Source organism: Pseudomonas sp. S44 (genome assembly GCF_016624805.1).
GTDB classification, from domain to species: Bacteria; Pseudomonadota; Gammaproteobacteria; order Pseudomonadales; family Pseudomonadaceae; genus Aquipseudomonas; species Aquipseudomonas machongensis.
Genome location: NZ_JACVTY010000013.1, coordinates 67,814 through 91,229, shown reverse-complemented (window position 1 = coordinate 91,229; position 23,416 = coordinate 67,814). Strand labels below are relative to the sequence as shown.

23 protein-coding genes and 1 pseudogene are annotated in these 23,416 nt (G+C 63.6%); 11 read left to right on the top strand and 13 right to left on the bottom strand.

Features of this window, described 5'->3' with window-relative positions; all coding sequences use genetic code 11:
- Positions 1 to 56: 56 nt before the first annotated feature.
- The 3 genes from prpC to IAE40_RS12305 form a co-directional block, all read right to left on the bottom strand.
- Positions 57 to 1,184: a bifunctional 2-methylcitrate synthase/citrate synthase gene (prpC, locus tag IAE40_RS12315; protein ID WP_197890080.1), complete on the bottom strand. Its 1,128-nt coding sequence runs from the start codon at positions 1,182 to 1,184 to the stop codon at positions 57 to 59.
- 179 nt (positions 1,185 to 1,363) lie between these two features.
- Complete coding sequence (gene prpB / locus IAE40_RS12310; protein WP_054895453.1) at positions 1,364 to 2,254, bottom strand: methylisocitrate lyase; 891 nt, start codon at positions 2,252 to 2,254, stop codon at positions 1,364 to 1,366.
- Positions 2,251 to 2,967 carry a GntR family transcriptional regulator gene (locus IAE40_RS12305; RefSeq protein ID WP_054895452.1) on the bottom strand — a complete coding sequence of 239 codons (717 nt, stop codon included), beginning with the start codon at positions 2,965 to 2,967 and terminating at the stop codon, positions 2,251 to 2,253. The genes prpB and IAE40_RS12305 overlap by 4 nt, the downstream gene beginning before the upstream one ends.
- Positions 2,968 to 3,243: 276 nt before the next feature.
- On the opposite strand from IAE40_RS12305, the gene rloA reads away from it, so the two are divergent.
- From rloA to IAE40_RS12280, 5 genes are all read left to right on the top strand, one after another.
- Positions 3,244 to 3,780 carry a retropepsin-like aspartic peptidase RloA gene (gene rloA, locus IAE40_RS12300; protein WP_054895451.1) on the top strand — a complete coding sequence of 179 codons (537 nt, stop codon included), beginning with the start codon at positions 3,244 to 3,246 and terminating at the stop codon, positions 3,778 to 3,780.
- Between the two features lie 5 nt (positions 3,781 to 3,785).
- Positions 3,786 to 5,321, top strand: coding sequence for an osmotic stress tolerance membrane protein RloB (gene rloB, locus IAE40_RS12295; protein WP_063544143.1), 1,536 nt, complete (start codon positions 3,786 to 3,788; stop codon positions 5,319 to 5,321).
- Positions 5,321 to 6,301 (top strand): alpha-L-glutamate ligase-like protein, encoded by a 981-nt coding sequence (locus tag IAE40_RS12290; RefSeq protein WP_063544141.1) that lies wholly within the window; start codon positions 5,321 to 5,323, stop codon positions 6,299 to 6,301. Before rloB ends, IAE40_RS12290 begins: the two co-directional genes overlap by 1 nt.
- A 109-nt stretch (positions 6,302 to 6,410) precedes the next feature.
- Positions 6,411 to 7,754 (top strand): aminodeoxychorismate synthase component I, encoded by a 1,344-nt coding sequence (pabB, locus tag IAE40_RS12285; protein ID WP_200603244.1) that lies wholly within the window; start codon positions 6,411 to 6,413, stop codon positions 7,752 to 7,754.
- A 117-nt stretch (positions 7,755 to 7,871) separates the two neighbouring features.
- Positions 7,872 to 8,606, top strand: coding sequence for a phosphoadenylyl-sulfate reductase (locus IAE40_RS12280; RefSeq protein ID WP_054895447.1), 735 nt, complete (start codon positions 7,872 to 7,874; stop codon positions 8,604 to 8,606).
- Positions 8,607 to 8,699: 93 nt separating this feature from the next.
- Here the strand turns inward: IAE40_RS12280 and cysB are convergent, their stop codons facing one another.
- From cysB to IAE40_RS12265, 3 genes are all read right to left on the bottom strand, one after another.
- Entirely contained in the window at positions 8,700 to 9,674 is a 975-nt protein-coding gene (gene cysB / locus IAE40_RS12275; protein WP_054895446.1) for an HTH-type transcriptional regulator CysB, read from the bottom strand.
- A 127-nt stretch (positions 9,675 to 9,801) separates the two neighbouring features.
- Positions 9,802 to 10,299 carry a universal stress protein gene (locus tag IAE40_RS12270; RefSeq protein ID WP_054895445.1) on the bottom strand — a complete coding sequence of 166 codons (498 nt, stop codon included), beginning with the start codon at positions 10,297 to 10,299 and terminating at the stop codon, positions 9,802 to 9,804.
- Positions 10,300 to 10,396: 97 nt separating this feature from the next.
- Positions 10,397 to 11,344 (bottom strand): putative 2-dehydropantoate 2-reductase, encoded by a 948-nt coding sequence (locus IAE40_RS12265; protein ID WP_063544137.1) that lies wholly within the window; start codon positions 11,342 to 11,344, stop codon positions 10,397 to 10,399.
- Between the two features lie 117 nt (positions 11,345 to 11,461).
- Between IAE40_RS12265 and IAE40_RS12260 the strand changes: the two are divergent.
- Both IAE40_RS12260 and IAE40_RS12255 read left to right on the top strand, forming a co-directional pair.
- Positions 11,462 to 11,878: pseudogene (locus tag IAE40_RS12260) on the top strand (PilZ domain-containing protein); the annotation flags it as partial.
- 237 nt (positions 11,879 to 12,115) lie between these two features.
- A complete protein-coding gene (locus IAE40_RS12255; protein ID WP_054895443.1) occupies positions 12,116 to 13,192 on the top strand; it encodes a 3-deoxy-7-phosphoheptulonate synthase in 1,077 nt (358 codons plus the stop codon).
- A gap of 58 nt (positions 13,193 to 13,250) precedes the next feature.
- On the opposite strand, the gene IAE40_RS12250 is transcribed toward IAE40_RS12255, so the two are convergent.
- A complete protein-coding gene (locus IAE40_RS12250; RefSeq protein WP_054895442.1) occupies positions 13,251 to 13,532 on the bottom strand; it encodes a GNAT family N-acetyltransferase in 282 nt (93 codons plus the stop codon).
- Between the two features lie 502 nt (positions 13,533 to 14,034).
- On the opposite strand from IAE40_RS12250, the gene oprI reads away from it, so the two are divergent.
- The gene (gene oprI / locus IAE40_RS12245; RefSeq protein WP_003259780.1) at positions 14,035 to 14,286 is read left to right on the top strand and encodes an outer membrane lipoprotei OprI; all 252 of its coding nucleotides are present in this window, start codon (positions 14,035 to 14,037) and stop codon (positions 14,284 to 14,286) included.
- A 148-nt stretch (positions 14,287 to 14,434) separates the two neighbouring features.
- Here oprI and IAE40_RS12240 read toward each other — a convergent pair whose 3' ends face one another.
- The 3 genes from IAE40_RS12240 to IAE40_RS12230 all read right to left on the bottom strand — a co-directional run bounded on the left by IAE40_RS12240 (position 14,435) and on the right by IAE40_RS12230 (position 16,468).
- Positions 14,435 to 15,412 carry a L,D-transpeptidase family protein gene (locus IAE40_RS12240; RefSeq protein ID WP_197890063.1) on the bottom strand — a complete coding sequence of 326 codons (978 nt, stop codon included), beginning with the start codon at positions 15,410 to 15,412 and terminating at the stop codon, positions 14,435 to 14,437.
- 110 nt (positions 15,413 to 15,522) lie between these two features.
- Complete coding sequence (locus IAE40_RS12235) at positions 15,523 to 15,804, bottom strand: hypothetical protein (RefSeq protein WP_054895440.1); 282 nt, start codon at positions 15,802 to 15,804, stop codon at positions 15,523 to 15,525.
- Between the two features lie 58 nt (positions 15,805 to 15,862).
- A complete protein-coding gene (locus IAE40_RS12230) occupies positions 15,863 to 16,468 on the bottom strand; it encodes an arylesterase (protein WP_200603243.1) in 606 nt (201 codons plus the stop codon).
- A 10-nt stretch (positions 16,469 to 16,478) separates the two neighbouring features.
- Between IAE40_RS12230 and IAE40_RS12225 the strand changes: the two genes are divergently transcribed.
- Both IAE40_RS12225 and IAE40_RS12220 read left to right on the top strand, forming a co-directional pair.
- Positions 16,479 to 17,162 carry an ABC transporter ATP-binding protein gene (locus IAE40_RS12225; RefSeq protein ID WP_063544135.1) on the top strand — a complete coding sequence of 228 codons (684 nt, stop codon included), beginning with the start codon at positions 16,479 to 16,481 and terminating at the stop codon, positions 17,160 to 17,162.
- Complete coding sequence (locus tag IAE40_RS12220; RefSeq protein ID WP_197890280.1) at positions 17,162 to 19,669, top strand: ABC transporter permease; 2,508 nt, start codon at positions 17,162 to 17,164, stop codon at positions 19,667 to 19,669. Before IAE40_RS12225 ends, IAE40_RS12220 begins: the two co-directional genes overlap by 1 nt.
- Here the strand turns inward: IAE40_RS12220 and IAE40_RS12215 are convergent.
- Positions 19,632 to 20,846: an MFS transporter gene (locus IAE40_RS12215; RefSeq protein WP_200603242.1), complete on the bottom strand. Its 1,215-nt coding sequence runs from the start codon at positions 20,844 to 20,846 to the stop codon at positions 19,632 to 19,634. The two genes, IAE40_RS12220 and IAE40_RS12215, sit on opposite strands and share 38 nt — an antisense overlap.
- 195 nt (positions 20,847 to 21,041) lie before the next feature.
- On the opposite strand from IAE40_RS12215, the gene pdxR reads away from it, so the two are divergent.
- Positions 21,042 to 22,502: a MocR-like pyridoxine biosynthesis transcription factor PdxR gene (gene pdxR, locus IAE40_RS12210; RefSeq protein WP_200603241.1), complete on the top strand. Its 1,461-nt coding sequence runs from the start codon at positions 21,042 to 21,044 to the stop codon at positions 22,500 to 22,502.
- Here the strand turns inward: pdxR and greB are convergent.
- Together greB and IAE40_RS12200 are read right to left on the bottom strand one after the other, a co-directional pair.
- Positions 22,474 to 22,950, bottom strand: a complete 477-nt coding sequence (gene greB, locus IAE40_RS12205; protein ID WP_063544128.1) for a transcription elongation factor GreB — start codon at positions 22,948 to 22,950, stop codon at positions 22,474 to 22,476. The genes pdxR and greB overlap by 29 nt on opposite strands.
- A gap of 91 nt (positions 22,951 to 23,041) precedes the next feature.
- Positions 23,042 to 23,350, bottom strand: a complete 309-nt coding sequence (locus IAE40_RS12200) for a hypothetical protein (protein ID WP_054892376.1) — start codon at positions 23,348 to 23,350, stop codon at positions 23,042 to 23,044.
- Positions 23,351 to 23,416: the final 66 nt, after the last annotated feature.

Here is a 23,416-nt window from a genome sequence, read left to right as displayed (position 1 = left end):
GTCTGACACTATCGCGGGGCAAGCCCGCTCCTACAGGGCGCGCGGCGCGCCTTTTGTCAGCGCTTGTCGATCGGCACGAACTGGCGCTGCTCGACGCCGGTGTACTCGGCGCTCGGACGAATGATGCGGTTGTTGGCGCGCTGCTCGAACACGTGCGCCGCCCAGCCTGTCAGGCGCGAGCAGACGAAGATCGGGGTGAACAGCTTGGTCGGGATGCCCATGAAGTGGTACGCCGAGGCATGGTAGAAATCGGCGTTGGGGAACAAGCGCTTCTGCTCCCACATGGTCTTGTCGATGGCCTCGGATACCGGGTACAGCACCGTGTCGCCCACCTCGTCGGCCAACTGCTTCGACCAGCCCTTGATCACCTCGTTGCGCGGGTCGGACTCTTTGTAGATGGCGTGGCCGAAGCCCATGATCTTGTCCTTGCGCTCGAGCATGCGCAGCAGCTCGGCGGTCGCCTCCTGCGGACTCTGGAAGCGCTCGATCAGCTCCATCGCCGCCTCGTTGGCACCACCGTGCAACGGGCCGCGCAGCGAGCCGATGGCGGCCGTGACGCAGGAGTACAGGTCTGACAGGGTCGAGGCACAGACCCGTGCAGTGAAGGTCGAGGCGTTGAATTCGTGCTCGGCGTAAAGGATCAGCGAGACGTTCATCACCTTCACGTGCAGCTCGCTCGGCTTCTTGCCGTGCAGCAGGTGCAGGAAGTGGCCACCGAGGGTGTCCTCGTCGCTGCTGCAGTCGATGCGCACGCCGTGGTGGGTGAAGCGGTACCAGTAGCACATCACCGCCGGGAACAGTGCCAGCAGGCGATCGGTCTTGTCGCGCTGGGCCTCGAAGGTCAGCTCCGGCTCCAGGGTACCGAGCACCGAGCAGCCCGTGCGCATCACGTCCATTGGATGGGCGTCGCGCGGGATGCGTTCGAGCACTTCCTTGAGCGCTTGCGGCAGGTCGCGCAGTCCCTTGAGCTTGTGTTTGTAGTCATCCAGCTCGGCCTTGCTCGGCAGCTCACCATAGAGCAGCAGGTAGGCGACTTCCTCGAACTCGGCGCCAGCGGCCAGGTCGCGCACGTCGTAGCCACGATAGGTCAGGCCGGCACCGGCCTGGCCCACGGTCGACAGCGCGGTCTGCCCGGCCACCTGGCCACGCAGGCCGGCACCACTGAGTACTTTTGCTTCGGCCATGGTGTTTCTCCTTTCTTGAACTTGTTATGGAAATCTGGCTAATCGTTGAAACTTGGGCCGACCCCTTCGCGGGTAAACCCGCTCCCACAGGGTTCCCCAGGCATCGAGCATCACGCCGTACTTGTGGGAGCGGGTTCACCCGCGAAGAGGCCAGCCGCTCCAACGCGAATCTTTGACCTTCAGCCCTTCTTCTGCGCAAACAGCGCATCGAGGCTCTGCTCGAACGCGTGATAACCAATGGCATCGTAGAGCTCCATGCGGGTCTGCATGGTGTCGATCACATTCTTCTGCGTGCCGTCGCGGCGCAGGGCGGCGTAGACGTTCTCGGCAGCCTTGTTCATGGCGCGGAACGCCGACAGTGGGTACAGCACCAGCGACACATCGACCGACGCCAGCTCGTCGGTGGTGTACAGCGGCGTGGCACCAAACTCGGTGATATTGGCCAGGATCGGCGCCTTCACCCGGTCGGCGAAGGTCTTGTACATCTGCAGCTCGGTGATGGCTTCGGGGAAGATCATGTCGGCGCCGGCCTCGATGCACGCCTCGGCACGGTCCAATGCCGCATTCAAGCCTTCCACTGCCAGGGCGTCGGTACGTGCCATGATCACGAAGCTGTCGTCAGTGCGCGCATCCACCGCTGCCTTGATCCGGTCGACCATCTCCTGCTGCGAGACGATCTCCTTGTTCGGCCGATGACCACAGCGCTTGGCGCCGACCTGGTCCTCGATGTGAATGGCCGCGGCGCCGAACTTGCACATCGAGCGCACCGTGCGGGCGACGTTGAACGCCGAGGCACCAAAGCCGGTGTCGACATCCACCAGCAGCGGCAGGTCGCACACATCGGTGATCCGGCGAACATCGGTCAGCACGTCGTCCAGCCCGCTGATGCCCAGGTCCGGCAGCCCCAGGGAGCCGGCAGCGACCCCGCCACCGGACAGGTAGATGGCCTTGAACCCGGCGCGCTTGGCCAGCAGCGCATGGTTGGCGTTGATGGCTCCGACTACCTGCAGCGGATGCTCGGCGGCTACGGCGTCGCGAAAACGCTGACCGGGGGTGCTCTTCACAGTCATGACTCACCTCGTGGGCTGTTGTTGTGGGCGTCCTGGTAGTGACGCTCGATATTGCGCTTGGACGCACCGATATGGCGGCGCATCAGGAGTTCGGCCAGCTCGCCGTCACGGTCGGCGATGGCATCGAGTATGCGGTGGTGTTCGGCGAAAGCCTGGCGCGGACGGTTGGGGGTGGCCGAGAACTGGATGCGGTACATGCGCACCAGCTGGTACAGCTCGCCACACAGCATCTTGACCAGGGTCTGGTTGCCGCTGCCCTGGATGATCCGATAGTGAAAGTCGAAATCGCCTTCCTGTTGGTAGTAGCCAAGCCCGGCCTGGAATGCCGCATCGCGCTCGTGGGTATCGAGCACTTGGCGCAGTTCGTCGATCTGGGCCACGCTCATGCGTTCAGCGGCGAGCCTGCAGGCCATGCCTTCGAGCGATTCGCGGATTTCGTACAGCTCGATCAGCTCGGCGTGGTTGAGCGATACCACCCGTGCACCGACATGCGGCACACGCACCAGCAGGCGCTGGCCCTCCAGTCGATGAATGGCCTCGCGCAACGGACCGCGACTGATGCCGTAGGTGCGAGCCAGCTCCGGCTCGGAAATCTTGCTGCCCGGGGCGATATCCCCCTTCACGATGGCCGCCTGGATGCGCCGAAAGACATTCTCTGAAAGCGTTTCGGAATCATCTGCAACCGGTGCGAGGGCCTGGGGCGCTTCCAGCATGATTGTCGACACCTTGTAAGTTGATAGCGCCAAAACTAGCCAAATAAAGGCGCGCAGTCAAAGACAAAAACAACATTGTCGACAATTGTCTAATAACGAACTTACCCCACGCTGCCGCGGTCAGATCGCAGCGCGCTGGCGTCAAGACGTCGGCGTGATAGAATGCCGCGCTTCCCAAGGATTACGGATAGTGTGCCTGTCATCATTTCATGCTGTTGACAGATGAACGAGGCGCTTGCGCCCTGCCCCGAACACAGACAGCACCGCGCCAGGACTATGAGACCCACGTTTTATTCACTGTTGTTCAGCCTCGCCTTGCTGCCGGCGCTTGGCCATGCGGCCGAAAAGACCGTGTACGGCCTGAACGAGTACGCCCGCCTGGGCGATCTTGACCTTGAAGTGGCCGCCAAGCTCGATACCGGCGCCAAGACCGCCTCGCTCAGCGCGCGCGACATCAAGCGCTTCAAGCGCGACGGCGAAAGCTGGGTGCGTTTCTACCTGGCCATCGACGCCGCCCACAAGCACCCCATCGAACGCCCACTGGCCCGCGTGAGCAAGATCAAGCGGCGCGCCGGTGACTACAATCCGGACGAAGGCAAGGCCTACACCGCCCGCCCGGTGATCGAACTGAACATCTGCATGGGCCAGGCCCTGCGCACCATCGAAGTCAACCTCACCGACCGCAGCGCCTTCCAGTTCCCGCTGCTGATCGGCTCCGAGGCACTCAAGCACTTCGACGCGCTGGTCGACCCCAGCCTCAAATACGCGGCCGGCAAACCTGCCTGTGCCACCGAAGCTCCCAAAGTAGAGTAATTCCGATGCGCTCTCTTACCCTGCACCTGAAAGTCCTGATCACCGTCCTGGTGCTGCTGGGCGTGACGGTCACCTGCTACCAGATCTTCATCCTGGGCATCCCGGTAACCGAAGACGAGACCGACGACCTGTGGAACATCGACGCCAAGGTCGAGTTCGTTGCCAGTCCCAAGGACCCGGTAAAGATCCAGATGTTCGTGCCGCCGCTGAACCGCGACTACGTGAGCCTCAACGAGAGCTTCATCTCCAACAACTACGGGGTCAGCGTCAACCGCACCGATGGCAATCGCAAGGTCACCTGGTCGGCTCGCCGCGCCAGCGGCAATCAGACCCTCTACTACCGCCTGGTCCTGACCAAGCGCTACAGCACCGAAAAAGCCAAGATCAAGGGCCCGACCTTCCGTGACAGCCTGGCGGTCGAAGGCCCCGAGAAAATTGCCGCCGAAGCGCTGATGGCACCGATCCGCCAGCACTCTGCCGACGTCGAGACCTTCGTCAGCGAGACCATCAAGCGCGTCAACAACCCCAACGATGACAACGCCAAGCTGCTGCTGGCCGGCGACAACTCCCCCATGAAGAAAGCCCAGGTCATCGACCTGCTGCTGTCGATAGCCCACGTGCCGATGGAAAAGGTCCACACCATCCGCCTGGTTGCCGACACCCCGCAAAGCCCTGAACTATGGCTGCGCAGCTTCAACGGCAACGCCTGGCTGTACTTCAACCCGGAAACCGGCGAACAGGGCCTGCCCAATGACCGCCTGCTGTGGTGGACCGGCGATGAAAACCTGATCACCGTCGATGGCGGCAAGAAGGCCACCGTCACCTTCAGCATGAACAACAGCGAGATGAACGCCATCCGCCTGGCCAAGCTGACCGACGAGAACACCGACGCCGACTTCCTCGAGTACTCCCTGTACGGCCTGCCGCTGCAAACCCAGCAGACCTTCATGATCATGGTGATGATCCCGATCGGCGTGTTGGTCATCCTCGTACTGCGCAACCTGATCGGCATTCAGACCCTCGGCACCTTCACTCCGGTGCTGATTGCCCTGGCCTTCCGCGAAACGCAGTTGGGCTTCGGCATCGTGCTGTTCACGGTGATCACCGCCCTGGGCCTTTCGCTGCGCTCCTATCTTGAACACCTGAAGCTGCAGATGCTGCCGCGCCTGTCGGTGGTGCTGACCTTCGTCGTGGTGCTGATCGCCGCGATCAGCCTGTTCAGCCACAAGCTGGGCCTGGAACGCGGGCTGTCGGTGGCACTGTTCCCGATGGTGATCCTGACCATGACCATCGAGCGCCTGTCGATCACTTGGGAGGAACGTGGCGGCGGCCATGCAATGAAAGTCGCCGTCGGCACCCTGTTCGCAGCCTCCTTGGCGCACCTGCTGATGACCGTGCCGGAAGCCGTGTACTTCGTCTTCACCTTCCCGGCAGTGCTGCTGATCCTGGTGGGCTTCATGCTGGCGATGGGTCGCTACCGCGGCTACCGCCTGACCGAGCTCGTTCGCTTCAAGGCATTCCTGAAGAAGGCTGACGCCTGATGTTCGGACTGATCAAGACGTGGAAAGCCCTGGAGGCCCGGGGCATCATGGGTATCAACCGGCGCAACGCGGACTATGTCCTGAAGTACAACAAGCGCCACCTGTACCCGATCGTCGACGACAAGATCATCACCAAGGAGCGCGCACTGGCGGCCGGCATCCATGTGCCGGAGATGTACGGCATCATCGAAACCGAAAAAGAGATCGAGAAGCTCGACGAGATCATCGGCGGGCGCAGCGACTTCGTCATCAAGCCGGCGCAGGGCGCTGGCGGCGATGGCATCCTGGTGGTCGCCGACCGCTTCGAGGACCGTTACCGCACGGTCTCGGGCAAGATCATCAGCCATGAGGAAATCGAGCACCAGATCTCGAGCATCCTCACCGGGCTGTATTCGCTGGGCGGGCACCGCGACCGCGCCCTGATCGAGTACCGCGTCACCCCGGACCAGATCTTCAAGAGCATCAGCTACGAAGGTGTACCCGACATCCGCATCATCGTGCTGATGGGCTACCCGGTGATGGCCATGTTGCGCCTGCCGACCCGCCAGTCCGGCGGCAAGGCCAACCTGCACCAGGGCGCGATCGGGGTCGGCGTGGACCTCGCCACCGGCGTCACCCTGCGCGGCACCTGGCTGAACCGGATCATCAGCAAACACCCGGACACCACCAACGCAGTGGATGGCGTGCAGTTGCCGAACTGGGACGGTTTCATGAAGCTGGCTGCCAGCTGCTACGAGCTGTGCGGGCTGGGCTACATCGGCGTGGACATGGTGCTGGACCAGGACAAAGGCCCGCTGATCCTTGAGCTCAACGCCCGCCCCGGCCTTAACATCCAGATCGCCAATGACTGCGGCCTGACCCAGCGTACCCACGCCATCGAGGCGCATATCGAGGCGCTGGCCAAGGACGGCATCAGCGAAGATGCCGAGACCCGGGTGCGAGTGGCTCAGGGGCTGTTCGGGCACGTCGTCCAGCAATGATGCCAGGACAGGCCGTCCCTGCAGGGGCGGCCTGCTCCAACTGGTGCTAGGCACTTTTCCTACAGCGGCCTACAATCCCCGTCCTTGATTTTCATCGCCGTCCATTCCGATGCCGACCTGTACGCTGCACCCCCTGCCCTACCAACCCGACCCTGCGCACTACTTCAGCCGCTTGCGCCTGGCCCCCGGCGCCATCCTGCTCGACAGCGCCCGCCCGGTCGCCGAGCGCGGGCGCTTCGACCTGTTCAGTGCCTGGCCACTGCAACAACTGCAAGCGCAGGACGGCGAAAGCGGTGAACACTATCTGCAGCGGCTGCGCCAGGCCCTGGCAGGACTCGGCGAGGCTACACTGCCCGACGATAGCGAACTGCCGTTCGCCGGCGGACTGATCGGCTACCTGAGCTATGACTTCGGCAGGCGCCTGGAGCATCTACCGCAGCAGGCGACAGACGACCTCGGCCTGCCCGATGCGCAACTGGGCCTGTACGCCTGGGCCGCCATCACCGACCACCAACTGCGCACCTGCCAATTGGTGTTCCATCCCGCCTTGGCCGACAGCGAACGCCAGCGCCTGATCCGCCTGTTCGAGGAGGATGACGCGCCACTCAGCGGAACCTTCAAGCTGCTGTCTCCAATGCAGGGCGATCTTCGTGCCGAGCAGTACCACGCAGCCTTCGATCAGGTACAACGCTATATCCACGCCGGCGACTGCTACCAGATCAACCTCACCCAGCGCTTTCGCGCCCCCTGCCAGGGCGATCCGTGGCACGCCTACCAGGCGCTGCGCAGCGCCTGCCCGACGCCCTTCTCGGGCTTCCAGCAACTGAGTCCCGACAGCGCACTGCTGAGCTTTTCGCCGGAGCGCTTCATCCGCGTCAGCCAGGGCGACGTCGAGACCCGCCCGATCAAGGGCACCCGACCACGCTCGACAGACCCGGAGCAAGACCTGCGCAACGCCCGCGAGCTGCAAGCCAGCACCAAGGACCGCTCGGAGAACCTGATGATCGTTGACCTGTTGCGCAACGACATCGGCCGTACCTGCGAGATCGGCTCGGTGAAGGTGCCGGAGCTGTTCAGCCTCGAGAGCTACCCCAACGTCCACCACCTGGTCAGCAGCGTCACCGGGCGCCTGGCCGCCGACAAGGATGCACTGGACCTGATCGCCGGCAGTTTTCCCGGCGGCTCGATCACCGGGGCTCCGAAGATCCGTGCCATGCAGATCATCGATGAACTGGAGCCGACACGCCGGGCCCTGTACTGCGGCTCGCTGCTATACATCGACGTGCGCGGCGAGATGGACAGCTCGATCGCCATCCGCAGCCTGCTGGTCAAGGAGGGTCAGGTCAGTTGCTGGGGCGGTGGCGCGGTGGTGGCTGATTCGGCGTGGGAGGCCGAGTACGAGGAGTCGATCGCCAAAGTGCGGGTGCTGATGGAGACCTTGCAGGGGCTATAGCCGATGATCCGCCCGCAAAGCGGGCGTCACCTATTCGAGCCCGTCTACCCCGCCATTTTTTGTTACCATCGACCCATTACGAGCGCACAGCGCCATACACACGATGGAAACCGCCTGATGAGCCAACCCTTCGACGTCGCCGCCCTGGCCGCGACCTATGCCAGCAAGTCCCCGCAGGACATTCTCAAGCTCGCCTTCGAACACTTCGGCGACGACCTGTGGATCTCCTTCAGCGGTGCCGAGGACGTGGTGCTGGTCGACATGGCCTGGAAGCTGAACAAGCAAGTCAAGGTGTTCAGCCTCGACACCGGTCGCCTGCACCCGGAAACCTACCGCTTCATCGACCAGGTTCGCGAGCAGTACAACCTGCCGATCGAGATCCTCAGCCCGGACCGCGCCAAGCTCGACCCATTCGTCAAGGAAAAGGGCCTGTTCAGCTTCTACAAGGATGGCCATGGCGAATGCTGTGGCATCCGCAAGATCGAGCCGCTGCGTCGCAAGCTGGCCACCGTCAGCGCCTGGGCAACCGGCCAGCGCCGCGATCAGAGCCCTGGCACCCGCAGCCAGGTTGCAGCACTGGAGATCGATTCGGCATTCTCGACGCCCGAACGCACCCTGTACAAGTTCAACCCTCTGGCACAGATGAGCAGCGCGGAAGTCTGGGGTTATATCCGCATGCTCGAGCTGCCGTACAACAGCCTGCATGAGCGCGGCTTCATCAGCATCGGCTGCGAACCTTGCACCCGCCCGGTGCTGCCGAACCAGCACGAGCGCGAGGGGCGCTGGTGGTGGGAGGAGTCGACGCAGAAGGAATGCGGATTGCACGCGGGCAACCTGATCAGCAAGGCCTGAAAACAAACGGGGCAAGCCCGCGCCTACACAAGACCTGTAGGCGCGGGCTCGCCCCGCGACGGCGCCGCAACGTGGCCCCTGCTTCATGCCAACTCAGTGCACGGGTAACTCAACCCCTTCAAACAGCTCTTCGAGCTCCTGCTTGTTGTGGCACTGGATGGCCTTGGCCATCACTTCGCGGGTCAGGTGCGGTGCGAACTTCTCGATGAAATCGCACATGAAGCCACGCAGGAAGGTGCCACGGCGGAAGCCGATCTTGGTGATGCTGGCTTCGAACAGCTCGCTCGCATCCAGGCACACCAGGTCGCTGTCGAGCTTCGGATCGACCGCCATCTTCGCGACGATACCCACGCCCAGACCGAGGCGCACGTACGTCTTGATCACGTCGGCGTCTGCGGCGGTGAACACCACCTTCGGCGTCAGGCCGCGATGGTTGAACGCCTCATCGAGCTTGGAGCGGCCCGTGAAACCGAACACATAGGTGACGATCGGGTACTCGGCCACCGCTTCGAGGGTCAGCTTCGGCAGCTTGGTCAGCGGATGCCCCTGGGGCACCACCACGCAACGATTCCATTTGTAGCACGGCATCATGATCAGATCGCCGAACAGCTCCAGCGCCTCGGTAGCGATTGCGAAATCGACAGTGCCGTCAGCGGCCATCTCGGCGATCTGCATCGGCGAGCCCTGGTGCATGTGCAGGGATACTTCGGGGTACTGCTTGATGAAGTTGCTGATCACCGGAGGCAGGGCATAACGGGCCTGGGTGTGGGTGGTCGCGATGGACAGCGTGCCCTTTTTCTCGTTGGAGAACTCCTGGGCAATCTGCTTGATGCTTTCGACCTTGCGCAGGATCTCGCCAGCAGTGGTGATGATGCGCTCGCCCGCCGGGGTGACGCGGGTCAGGTGCTTGCCGCTGCGGGCGAAGACTTCTACGCCCAGTTCATCCTCGAGGAGACGGATCTGCTTGCTGATCCCGGGCTGAGACGTGTACAAGCTCTGCGCAGTCGCGGAGACGTTGAGGTCGTGGTGCGCTACTTCCCAGATATAGCGCAGTTGTTGAAGCTTCATAGATTCCCCTCGAATCAGCGGTAGGTCACCGGCTGCTGGCAGCAACGATTTATAACTATATTAGTGGTAAGAGAAATAAATCTAGAACTATTTTGTTACACCCCAAGGAAAAGACCTACCGCCAGCATCAGACTTTCCTACGCCCCAAATGCTGTGCCAACGGCACCATGTACACCGGCACCGGGGACAGCTGCAGCAGCCGCACCGCTGTGCGACCAATCGGTACATCGACACCCGCGCCCTCGGCGTGACTGCCGAAGATCAACAGGTCGACCGCCAGGCGCTGGGCCTGCTCCAGAATCACTTGCGCCGGATCGCCCTGGCGCACTCGCACGGCCTTGATCACCGCCAGATCGGCCGCCTCGCCCAATTCCTCACGAAAATTTTCCAGCACCTGCTGCTCGATGTTGGCCATCACCGTATTGACCCCTTGGGAGTGAAGGCGGTCGAGGGTCTGCTCATCGAGATAGCTTTGCAGCAACGACTCGGCGAACTGGCCCATGGGTTCGACGGCGTGGATCACGTACAACTCTGCGTTGAAGGTCCGCGCCAAGGCCAGGGCGTGTTGCATGACGAAGGGCGCATACACGCCGAGATCGGTGGCGTACAGCATGGAACGGATCATTCGGCCTCCTCCACTGCCGCGGGGGCAGAGCAAGCTACAGCTTAGCAGTGCCGTGGAGAGCCGCTTCGCCGTCCGGCGCAGCGGCCAGCCATAGGCTTCAGCCCGCGCAGTTGCGCCGGTCGATGAACGCCAGCGCCTGGTACAGCGCCTCCATCTTCGGCAAGTGGCAACCGGCCTCGCGAGCACGGGCCAGGGGCTCGCCGTAGATCACCTGCAACTCCAGCGGCCGCTGCTGAGCGTGATCGTGGTACATGCTCGGCCAGTAGTCAGGCATCTGCTCGGTGACCCGGAACAGGTGCTCGGCATAGCCCTCCGGCAGGATATGCCCGCAGGCCCGTGCGCCCTCGACCACTTCGGCCATCAGCCCGCGAACCAGCGCGCGGCTGTCGGGATCAGTCATCAGAGGCGTCGTGCTGGCCTGCAGCAACACCGACAGGCCGTTGTACGGCACATTCCACACCAGCTTCTGCCAGCGCGCTTGAGCGAGGTTGTCCATTGGCTGCGAGTCGACGCCCGCCGCGCGGAACAATTCGGCGCCCTCGGCGACGATGGCTGCGCCGCGGTCATCGCTGGGACCGCTGTGGTAACCCAGGTTGACCGCGCCAAGCGCCTGGTGGCGGATCACCCCGGGCGCTTCACGGTTCACACAGATAAAGCACAGCCCCCCGAGCAGGTGCATGTCGTCGCGCAACGCGCCACGCAACTGCTCCTCGACGCCCAGGCCATTCTGCAGCAACACCACCCTGGCACCGGGCGCAGCCGCCTGGACGATCAGCGGCGCCAATTCGGCGTTGCTGGTGGCCTTGGTGCCGATCAGCAACCAGTCGCACGGCGGCATGTCGCTGGCCGAGGCATAAGCCTGGACGTCCATCTGCAACTCCCCGTGCACAGCGCTGCGCAGCGTAAGCCCGTGCTCATGCACCACGCCATATTCGCTGCGCAGCAGAAAGTGCACGTCAAAACCGGCACGCGCCAGCATCAGCCCATAGAAGCCACCGATGGCACCGCTACCGATGATGCCGATGCGTTTGTTACGAGGATCCATACCGCTCTCCTGTCGAAGCGATGACTGTCTGTCCGATTTTTTACAGCGAATCAGCCGGTTTGCGATCCTTCACTATACTCAGGCGATAAAGGTCAAATAATCGACACGGAGTCGACGATGTGTGGATTTCTGCCTCACCCTGACGGGATTCCGCTCGAGCTGAATCTTCGCCCGTCTCCCAGCCTGTTCCGTCGGCACCTGCATACCCTGGGGCTTGGCGGCATCGCTTGCAACCACCCGCGTGCCTACCGTCGCGGCACTGCGGTGGAAGTGGTCATTCCCTCACTGGGTGCACAAGCGCGTTATGCCGGTTATGTTGCCTGGTGCCAGCAGCTGGATGCAGGCTACCGCGTGGGCATCGCCTTCACCGACGACCAGGCCCTGTTCGGCGCGCGCATGGGTGAGCAGGTTTGCCATATTCATCATTATTGCCAAGTGCACCAGCAACATGACCTGCACGGCGAACAGGCGCAGGTGCTGGCGCAGCAGTGGATCGCCCAGCATGGCGCCGAATTTTCCGAAGCAGCGCTGGTGGGCGAACACCCCCTGATGTCGACCCCCTCGGCGAGCCCCCTGCGCGATCCTTGTATCGCGATCGGCCTGCAAGGCAGCTCGCGCACGGCCAGGGCACCTTTTCAGCGCTGACGGCCCCCTGCCCATTGTCGCGCCCGATGTAACGCGCTAAGGTTCGGCTCCCCGCTGCGAACAATCTGCTGCTGGGCCGCACGGGGTTTGCTGGCGGCCGGCACCCGTGACCTGACGAGTAACACGATGGCTGATTTACCGATCGATGACCTCAACGTTGCCTCCAACGAGACCCTGATCACCCCCGATCAGCTGAAGAAAGAGATTCCCCTCAGCGCCAAGGCCCTGCAGACCGTGACTGCCGGCCGTGAAGTGGTGCGCAACATCCTCGACGGCAAGGACCATCGCCTGTTCGTCGTGATCGGCCCCTGCTCGATCCACGACATCAAGGCCGCCCACGAGTACGCCGATCGCCTCAAGGTACTGGCCGAAGAAGTCTCCGACACCCTCTATCTGGTCATGCGGGTGTATTTCGAGAAGCCTCGTACCACCGTCGGCTGGAAAGGCTTGATCAACGATCCGTACCTGGATGACTCGTTCAAGATCCAGGACGGCCTGCACATTGGTCGCCAATTGCTGCTGGACCTGGCCGAGAAGGGTCTGCCGACCGCGACCGAAGCCCTCGACCCGATCTCCCCGCAATACCTGCAGGACCTGATCAGCTGGTCGGCCATCGGTGCCCGTACCACCGAATCGCAAACCCACCGTGAAATGGCCTCGGGCCTGTCTTCGGCAGTCGGCTTCAAGAACGGCACCGACGGCGGCCTGACCGTGGCGATCAACGCCCTGCAGTCGGTGTCCAAGCCCCACCGCTTCCTGGGCATCAACCAGGAAGGCGGCGTGTCGATCGTCACCACCAAAGGCAACGCCTACGGCCACGTGGTGCTGCGTGGCGGCAACGGCAAACCCAACTACGATTCGGTCAGCGTTGCCCTGTGCGAACAGGATCTGGCCAAGGCCAAGATCAAGGCCAACATCATGGTCGACTGCAGCCACGCCAACTCCAACAAGGATCCGGCCCTGCAACCGCTGGTGATGGAGAACGTCGCCAACCAGATTCTGGAAGGCAACCAGTCGATCATCGGCCTGATGGTCGAAAGCCACCTGAACTGGGGCTGCCAGGCCATCCCGAAAAACCTGGAAGACCTGCAATACGGTGTTTCGGTGACCGACGCCTGCATCGACTGGGCCGCCACCGAGAAGAGCCTGCGCAGCATGCACGCCAAGCTCAAGGACGTGCTGCCCAAGCGCCAGCGCGGCTGATACGCACCAACGAAAACGCCGGGCATCTGCCCGGCGTTTTCGTTGGTGCGGTGTCGATTCAGGCCTTGGTCGAATGGCGCTGCTGGCGTTCCATGTAACGCTCGACATATGAGCATGATGGAATGACGGTGTAGCCCATCTGCTCGGCGTACTCAAGGGCCTTTTCAGTCAGGGCCGCGGCGATACCGCGACCGCGCAGGGCGTTGGGAACGAAGGTGCGATAGATATCCAGCGTCTGCTTGCCCAGGTCCATGTACGTCAGGTAGGCACGATGACCGTCCACATTGGTCTCGAACTGATGACCAGCCTGGTCATGGTGGATGGTCAGCGCTTCACTCATCACTACTCCTCGCAGGTCTTTTGGCAGACCTTTGCCTTGACCGATGGTTTATCCGGCGGAGGAACCTCAACGCCACTCATGCCCCTTGGACCGTGGTCCATCAGCAATCGTTCGACGCCCGGGACACCCAAATAGTAGGCGTGCAACGCGGGATTGCTCAAGGTGCACAGGGCTAAAAATTCCATGAAAGCGGGTTGGGCCGCCGGCGCCGGTCGACACCAAACAGCCTGCCGGATGTTCTACGGGTTAAGACGTTTGAGGACCGTGAAAGTCACCCTTAGTTCAACAAAAAGTTTCCTTGGCACAATCGCTTGCGGCCGATTTGCATGGCCTTCACACTTTCTTTACAAACCCCGTCACACGCGGCCCCTGGCAACATTTTTTTTGCAGTTCTTGCGCTCTGTCAGTTTACTTACTACAAGTAATGGGTACTATGTACGCCGGCCAGTTTCTCTTTTCCGAGAGATGGCTATTTAATAGAAAGTCCTTGAAGGGGAACACGATGAACAACGTTCTGAAATTCTCTGCTCTGGCTCTGGCCGCAGTTCTGGCTACCGGTTGCAGCAGCGTATCCAAAGAAACCGAAGCTCGTCTGACTGCGACTGAAGACGCAGCAGCTCGCGCTCAAGCCCGTGCTGACGAAGCCTACCGTAAGGCTGACGACGCTCTGGCAGCCGCTCAGAAGGCTCAGCAGACCGCTGACGAAGCCAACGAGCGCGCTCTGCGTATGCTGGACAAAGCCAGCCGCAAGTAATAATCCTCACGGATTGTTATGGAGCCGGCCCACTTGTGGGCCGGCTTTTTTATTGCCCGAAGAACGCCCCTTCTCCACGCCACTCCCGTCACCCGAAAACAAAAAGGCCCGCACGATGGCAGGCCTTTCGGTTCACGCAGGCGAGGGCTTACTGTAGCTCTGGCGGGATGCTCGACACCATCGGTGCGGCACCCTGGCCATTCACCGGGACGGCGATTTCGACCGGCATGCCATCCTCGGCGGCCACCACGTCACGAACCATGTCCCAGTTCATGCGCAGGTTGTTGGCCAGGTCTTCACGCTTGAGCAGCGCATTGATGACGGCCGTATGTTTGTCGACCACCGACGGGTTGCCATGGTCGTCCAACGGCGTGTGAGCTTCGAGATAGACTTTGCCACCACTCACACCGAACTTGTAAGGCTCGTTGATGATCCGCACCGGGGTGCCCACCGGCACCATCTTGGAGAGTGCCACAACATTGTTGTTGAGCATGCGGAAGCAGCCATGGCTGGTGCGCATGCCGATGCCGAACTTCTTGTTCGAGCCGTGGATCAGGTAGCCCGGCAGGCCCAGGGTGAACTTGAACGGACCCAGCGGGTTATCCGGGCCAGCCGGCACGACGGCAGGCAGGATATCGCCGTCAGCGGCATGTTCGGCGCGAATCGAGGCCGGCGGCGTCCAGGTCGGGTTTGGTGTCTTGGCGGTGATCTTGGTGACCGCGATCGGCGAACCCCAGCCTTCACGACCGATCCCCAACGGGAAGGTGTGCACCACGTTCTCGCCTTTCGGATAGTAGTACAGGCGGTACTCGGCCAGGTTGATGACGATCCCCTCGCGTGGCCCGGGTGGCAGGACGTAACGGGTCGGCAGGATGATTTCGGTACCGGCGCCAGGCAACCAGGGATCGACGCCAGGGTTCGCGGCGATCATCTCCAGGTAACCCAGGTCGTTGGCGGTGCCGATGTCGGCGAAGGTGTCTTCGTACTTGGCCTTGATCGTCCGGACCTGGCCGACGACGTCTTCGCCGGGCGGTGGCAATGGCAGCTCCAGCGCGACGGCAGGGCCGGTCAGCAGCAAGGCGGCCAGGGACAGGCAACGGGTGACGGCGGGAAAGCGCGGCAACATCCGGTAAATCCTTCGAAAGAGGGTTCAAGACATTCGATTGTACACCCGCCCGGATTCAAGCGGGAGGCATCGGCAGGCGTTGCAAGGGTTACAAATGATGAAAGGTGAGCTCAGAGCTCCGGCCACACCGGACGCGTACCCCGCCGCTGGGCATCGAGAATGGCCCGGCATAGCGGGCACAGGCGTTCGTCGCGATAGACCGCGCGCTCGACCGACGACCAGCGCGGCTGCGCCGGAAGCAAGCCGCCACACAAGGTGCGGTCGACCGGAGCGCCCAGTTCGAGCTGGCGGGCGGCGAGATGGACACGGACTTCCTGGCAGGCGAACAGGTCGAGCTGCTCGTCGGGCTCGATCAATTGGTAGGCATACAGGGACCAGGCGGGGCGTGGCATCGGGGGCACTCGAAACGGGGGGCGCAACATTAGCCGAAAGCGGCCCCCGATAAAAGCGTCAGAGCAAGGGTTTTATCGTCGGCCAGGCATTATCGAGCAAGCGCTGCTGGGCGCCCTCGGCCGGATGGATGCCATCGGCCTGCATCATCTCCGCCACCCCACCTATGCCCTCCAGAAAGAACGGCACCAAGGCCACCTTCTTTTCCTTCGCCAACTGCTCATAGACCTGGGCGAACGCGGTGGTGTAGCGCACGCCATAATTCGGTGGCAAGCGCATGCCGAGCAACACCACTTTGGCGCCGGCCTCACGGGAGCGATCGATCATCGAGGCAAGATTTTGTTGCAATTGTTGTGGAGGTTGCCCACGCAGCCCGTCGTTCCCGCCCAACTCCAGCACCACCAGATCAGGCTTGTGCGCTGCAAGCAGCGCCGGCAGCCGCGCCTGGCCACCTGCACTGGTGTCGCCACTGATCGAGGCATTGACCACATGGTCGGTGAAACCCTCGTCCTTCAGGCGTTGCTCCAGGAGCGCGACCCATCCCTGGCGGGTATCCAGGCCAAAACCGGCACTGATACTATCGCCGACAACCAGCAACGTTCCCGCCGCCGCGCCCTGGGCCAGGCAACACAGGGCCAGACCGGCACTCAACCACCACATTCGCATCGGATTCTCCATGGGCCCCAGCATTCTCGTTGCGCAGAACCTTAGCAAAGTGGTCCCCAGCGCGGAAGGCGACCTCACCATCCTCCACCCGCTTTCTCTCGACCTCGACCAGGGCGACAGCCTGGCCATCGTCGGTGCATCCGGCTCGGGCAAGTCGACCCTGCTCGGCCTGCTCGCAGGCCTTGACCGCCCCAGTGATGGCAGTGTCGTGCTCGCCGGCCACGACCTTGGCCCCCTGGACGAAGACCAGCGCGCACGGGTGCGTGCCGAACACGTCGGTTTCGTGTTCCAGTCGTTCCAGTTGCTCGACAGCCTCAATGCCCTGGAAAACGTCATGCTGCCCCTGGAGCTGGACGGTCGCCGCGACGCCCGCGAGCAGGCCCGCACCCTGCTCGAACGGGTCGGCCTGGGCCAGCGCCTGAGCCACACCCCACGCCAGTTGTCCGGCGGCGAGCAGCAACGGGTGGCGATTGCCCGTGCGTTCGCGGCGCACCCGGCAGTACTGTTCGCCGACGAGCCCACCGGCAATCTCGACAGCCATACCGGCGAGCGCATCAGCGACCTGCTGTTCGAGCTCAACAAGGAACGCGGCACCACCTTGGTGCTGGTGACCCATGACGAGCGGCTGGCCAAGCGCTGCCGTCGCCTGATCCGCCTGGACGCCGGACGCCTGGTGGCGCCCCTGGAGCCATGATGACCCGCCTGCCGTTCATGCGCCTGTGCGCCCTGGCCCTGCGCCAACTGCTGCGTGACGCCCGCGCAAGTGAAGTGCGAGTACTGTTCTTCGCGCTCCTGGTGGCCGTCGCCGCCAGCACCGCCATTGGTTACTTCGGCGCCCGCCTCAACGGTGCCATGCAATTGCGGGCCAGCGAATTCCTCGCTGCTGACCTTGTGCTGCAAGGGTCGTCCGCCGCCCAGGCGGCGCAGATCGATGCCGGTACTTCGCGTGGCCTGACCCACGCCCGCGTGGTGGAGTTCACCAGCGTGGTGGCCGCCGATGCCGGTATCCAGTTGTCGAGCATCAAGGCCATCGACCCGGCCTATCCACTGCGTGGCCAACTGCGCAGCGCCGCCACGCCCTATGGCAGCGAGACGCCCGGCGGGGGGCCGGCGGCCGGCGAAGCCTGGGTCGAGGCGCGCCTGTTGGCGGCACTGGGGCTGACACTGGGCGACAGCATCGACGTCGGCATGAAGACCCTGCGCATGACCCGCGTGCTGACCTACGAACCGGATCGCGCCGGCAACTTCTACAGCCTCACCCCACGCGTGCTGATGAACATCGCAGACCTGGACGCCACCGGTGTGATCCAGCCAGGAAGCCGTGTCACCTATCGCGACCTGTGGCGCGGCGAGCCGGACACCCTGGTGCAATATCGCCAGGCGGTGGAGAAGGATCTTGCCGCCAACCAGCGGCTGCTCGACACCCGTGACGGCAACCGCCAGATCGGCGGCGCCCTGGGTCGCGCCGAACGCTACCTGAACATGGCCAGCCTGGTCGCGGTGCTGCTGGCCGGTGTGGCCGTGGCGCTGTCGGCCAGTCGCTATGCCGCCCGCCGCCTGGACGCCAGCGCCCTGCTGCGCTGCCTGGGGCTGTCACGACACCAGGCGCTGGGCCTGTACTCGCTGCAACTGGCGATGCTGGGGCTGGTGGCGGCGCTCGCCGGCGCCCTGCTTGGCTGGCTCGCGCAACTGGGTCTGTTCGCCCTCCTGCAGGGGCTGCTGCCCAGTACCGTTCCGCCGGGCGGCATCGCCCCGGCACTGGCTGGCATCGGCACCGGCCTGGTGGCGCTGGCCGGCTTCGCCCTGCCTCCGCTCGCCGCTCTGGGCCGGGTACCGCCCTTGCGCGTGCTGCGCCGTGACCTGCTGCCGGTACCGCCCAGCAGTTGGCTGGTCTATGGCGCCGCATTGTTCGCCCTTGGCCTGATCATGTGGCGCCTGAGCCTGGACCTGCTGCTGACCTTCGCCCTGCTCGGCGGCGGCCTGATCGCCGCGCTGCTGCTTGGTGGCCTGCTACTGCTGGGCCTGCGCAGCCTACGCCGGTTGCTGGTCGGCTCGCCGCTGCCCTGGCGCCTGGGGCTGGGTCAGTTGCTGCGCCATCCGCTGGCAGCCGCCGGCCAGGCGTTGGCCTTCGGCTTGATCCTGCTGGCCATGGCCCTGGTCGCGCTACTGCGCGCCGAGCTGCTGGACAACTGGCAGGCGCAACTACCCAAGGATGCCCCCAACCACTTCGCGCTGAACATCCTGCCAGACGAGCGCGAACCCTTTGCCCAGCGCCTGCGCGAGGTCAATGCCACCTCGGCGCCGCTGTACCCAGTGATCCCCGGGCGCCTCACCCATATCAACGATCAGCCGGTACAGCAGCTGGTGAGCAAGGAATCTACGGGCGATCGTGCCGTGCAGCGCGACCTGAGCCTGACCTGGGCCGCCGAACTGCCCCAGGGCAATGCCTTGAGCGAAGGCGATTGGTGGCAGACGCCCCCGGCGACCGACGGGCCACCCGCGGTATCGGTAGAAGCCGAGCTGGCCGCAAGCCTCAAGCTCAAACTGGGTGACCTGCTGACCTTCGACATCGGCGGCGAGCACCGCCAGGCACGGGTCAGCAGCCTGCGTACGGTGCACTGGGACAGCTTCCAGCCGAACTTCTACATGATTTTCCAGCCCGGCACCTTGCAAGGCCTGCCCGCCACCTACCTGACCAGCTTCTACCTCGCGCCGGGCCACGATAACGACGTGGTCGCCCTGTCGCGGGCGTTTCCGGCGGTGACCATCCTCCAGGTCGATGCGCTGCTGGGGCAACTGCGCAGCATCCTCGCCCAGGTCACCTTGGCGGTGGAGTACGTACTGCTGTTCGTGCTCGCGGCGGGCCTTGCCGTGTTGTTCGCCGGCCTGCAGGCCACCCTGGACGAGCGTATCCGCCAAGGCGCGCTACTGCGCGCCCTGGGCGCCGGCCGTGCGCTACTGGTCAAGGCCCGGCGCATCGAGTTCGGCCTGCTTGGCGCCGCCAGCGGCCTGCTCGCTGCCCTGGGCTGCGAACTGATCACCTGGGCCCTGTACCGCTATGCCTTCGACCTGCACTGGGCGCCGCATCCGTGGCTGCTGGTACTGCCCGTGCTGGGCGCGGTCCTGGTCGGCGGGGCCGGTGTGTTCGGCACCCGGCGAGCACTCAATGCAACGCCACTGAGCGTTCTGCGCGAGACCTGAGCCGACGGCGCATGCTCGCCGTGCCTGTGAGCACGGTGAGCACGGTGAGCAGCACCATCGGCGCGCCCACCAACCATGCCAACTGGCTCACATCCAAATGCGGCCAGTGGCTGGCAAGAAAGCCATACGCCGCACCGCTGACCATCTGCAGGAAGAAGAACTGACCGGTGGACAGTCCGATATCCCGCGGCACACAACGCAGCAGCCCTGCCTGGGTCGCCGGAATCACCATGCCAGTGCTCAACAGGATTGTCATCATCGGAACCACGAACGCTCCCGCCACCGGCCCTGCCAGGTGAACGGCCAACCACAGGCCAACCCAGCCGACAGTACCGACAGCGGCCCCGACCGCCAGGATCAGCGCCAGGTCATGCTGGCGACTCAGGCGCCGGGCCAGAAAGCTGCCGGTGACATAACCCAGTGCACAGATGGCGATCAGCGCGCCGTATTCGGATGCGCTGAACCCCAGGACAACCTGGAAGGCGTAGGACGATGAAGACAGGAAGCCGAAGTAGCTCATCCAAACCAGGCTAATGCAGGCTGCATGAAAAACGAACGCAGCGTTGCCCAGGTTGCGTCCGTACACCCGCAGCACCAGGCCCGGAGTAACGCCCTGGCCTGTCCCCGGCAGCCTCGGCACCAGGCGCCAGAACACCAGCAGTACCAGCAGGTTGAATGCCCCCACCAGCCCCAGAATCCCGCGCCAGCCAAACGGCGGCAGCAACGCGCCACCCAGCAACGGCGCCAGGCACGGGGTGATGGCGATGGCCGAAGCCAGCGTGGTGAGAATGCCCATGCGCTCGCGCTCGGTGAACACCTCGCGCACCACCATACGGGTGGTCACCGTGCCGACGCAGCCGCCCAATGCTTGCAGCAGGCGGCCGATCATGAAGGGCAGGAAGGACGTGGCGCTGGCCGCAAGCCCGGTACCGCACGCTGCCAGCAGCAGCCCGCCCAGTTGTACTGCCCGCGGGCCGTAGCGATCACACAGCAGCCCGGCCAGCACCATCGACAGCGCATAGCCGACCATGTACATCACCAGTGTGCTCTGCACCTGGCCAAGGCCAACCTGCAACTGCTCGGCCAGTTGCGCCGAGGCCGGCACCATGATGCCCAGCCCGACCTGCGGCACTACCACTGCGGCCAGCAAGGCCACTGACAATCCGGGCCGGTTCATGGCTGCACCCGCAAGGCAAAAGACAATCGGACGGGCGAACGCAGCCCCACCGCTATACACATGATTCGATGTTCCTTGAATGAAGGTCAGGAGGTCCTGCAGGTACGACGCAAAGGCTCTGCGTCACGCGATTGAGGTTAGGGGCGGCGCTGCATAAGATGAAGGCCCATTAGGCCTTCCCGAATATGGACCACTATGGCCAGAGGCAAACAAGCCATTGCCCTCGATCTCGCCCTGCCGTTCGAGCTGTCTGCCGGTAGCGCTACCGGCAAGCACCGGCTGCTGCATGGATTTCTCCAGGAGCTGGTGGTCAGCGGCCATCTGCCACCCGGCACCCTGCTGCCCTCCACACGCACGTTGGCACAGCGCTGGGGCGTGGCGCGTGGCACGCTGGAGGCGGTGTTCGAGCAGCTCAAGCTGGAAGGCTTCATCGAGCGGCGCCAGGGCGCAGGGTCGCAGGTCACCTTGCAACTGCCCGATACCCTGATCGCATCCGGCAACCCGGCCGGCCAGGCGTCGCTACCTCGGCCGATGCCCGACCCGCAGTCGGTGCAGGCGCAGGTGCAAGCGCGGGTCCCCTTCGTCGCCCGCCTGCCCGACCCGAACTTGCTGGAGCAGCCTCTTTTTCCGGCACGCCTGGACGGCGCCGGCCTGCTTGAAAGCCTCCCTGCGCAGGGTGACCCAAGCCTGCGCCAGGCCATCGCAGCGCACTTGAAGCTCTATCGGGGTATCGACTGCGAGGCGGATGACATCCTGGTCACCCACGGCATTCGTCACACCCTCGACCTGTTCAGCCGCGTGCTGCCCAAGCACCGAGCGCTCGCCGTTGAGGACCCAGGCTATGCCTGGGCCAGGCGGATTTTCGAGCGTTCGGGGCACAGGCTGTTCAGCACGCCGCTCGACGAACAGGGCCTGCGCGTCGATGCCCTTGCCGACCATGAAACACTCGGGGCGGTACAGGTTACACCCGCCCATCAAGCGCCACTGGGCATCTGCATGAGCGTCGAACGCCGCCAGGCCCTGCTCGACTGGGCGCAGGCACGGGACGCGATAATCATCGAGGACGATTACGACAGCGAGTACAACTATGCGAGTGCACCGCTGCCGGCGATCAAGGCGATCGACCACCACGACCAAGTGCTGTTCTGCGGCAGTTTCAACAAGACCTTGTTCAGTAACCTGCGCCTGGGCTTTGCCGTGGTTCCCCGGCGCCTGCACGCCGAAATGCTGGACACGCTGACGATCTCCGGGCAGGCGCCTGGCGCCCTCGGCCAGCGGGCGCTGGAGCAGATGCTCGGCAACGGCCAGTATGCACGCCACCTGCGCATTGCCCGGCAGACCTACCAGCAGCGCCGCGACCTGCTCATCGACAGGCTGCGCCGGCACACTGAGGTGCGGATTGTCGGCGAGCAGTCAGGGCTGCATTTCATCCTCTGGTTGCCTGAAGGCTGCAACGAACAGCAATTTTGCCAACAGGCCCACGAGCAGGGCCTGATGCTTCAGCCGCTCGGACTGTTCACCCGTGAACATGCCTGGCCGGCGGGCGTACTGGTGGGTTACGCCTCGTTGAGCGAGGCGCAGATTGCGGTGGCGGGGGACACATTGGGGCGGCTGTACCTGAATGCGCTCACTGGGCGCCGTAGTGGATGCGATTGATGTACCAGGTCGCTTCACCCGTGGGCGTTTGCACCAGCACCTCATCGCCCTCTTCTTTTTTCAGCAGCGCACGGGCCATGGGCGAGTCGATGGAAATGTAGTCGTTACGGCCATAGATCTCGTCGTAACCGACGATGCGAAACGTCAGGGTTTCGCCGTCGTCGTTCTCGATCTCGACCCAGGCACCGAAGAACACCTTGCCTTCCTGCTCCGGGGAATAGGCGACGACTTTCACATCCTCGAGGCGCTTGCGCAGGTAGCGGACCCGCCGATCGATCTCGCGCAGCAATTTCTTGTTGTACTGGTAATCGGCGTTTTCGCTGCGATCCCCCAGCGACGCAGCCCAGGTCACCTTCTGGGTGATCTCGGGGCGGTAGACGCGCCACAGGTGATCCAGCTCCTTCTTGAGGGCTTCATGACCTTCGGTGGTGATGATGTTGGTACTCAAACCGCTTGCTCTCCTCGGCACAGCCACAGCAGGCGCCTTGGGCCTGCTGGGTTACCGAGCTTAACCAAAAACAGGCGCCGCCACACCTTGCTCAGCGGCGGGTGATCAGGCCCTGGCGCGCGATGCGGGTCAACTGGCCGATGATCTCGCCAGCATCCTCGCCGATCGGAGCTTGGATCACAGCCAGGTCAAAGCGGTCATTGGCGTAATGGGCAAGGTTGCAAGCCGCTTCGGCGAACTGGATGAGGAAGGCACGGGCCTGGCCCTTGCGGCGCGAAAAGCCGTCGAGGTTACGCAGAAGTGTAGGTTGATGCTGGCCACCGAGCAGGATGCGCGGTGTGCGGGATGCCTGGTCAGCAGGCAGTGGGGTCAGGCAAACACTGGTACGTGGGCAACTCATGGTGGTATCTCTGCGCCTCGCGAATCCCGCTGGGCAGCGGTGGGAGGCGTCACCGAACCAGCGCTT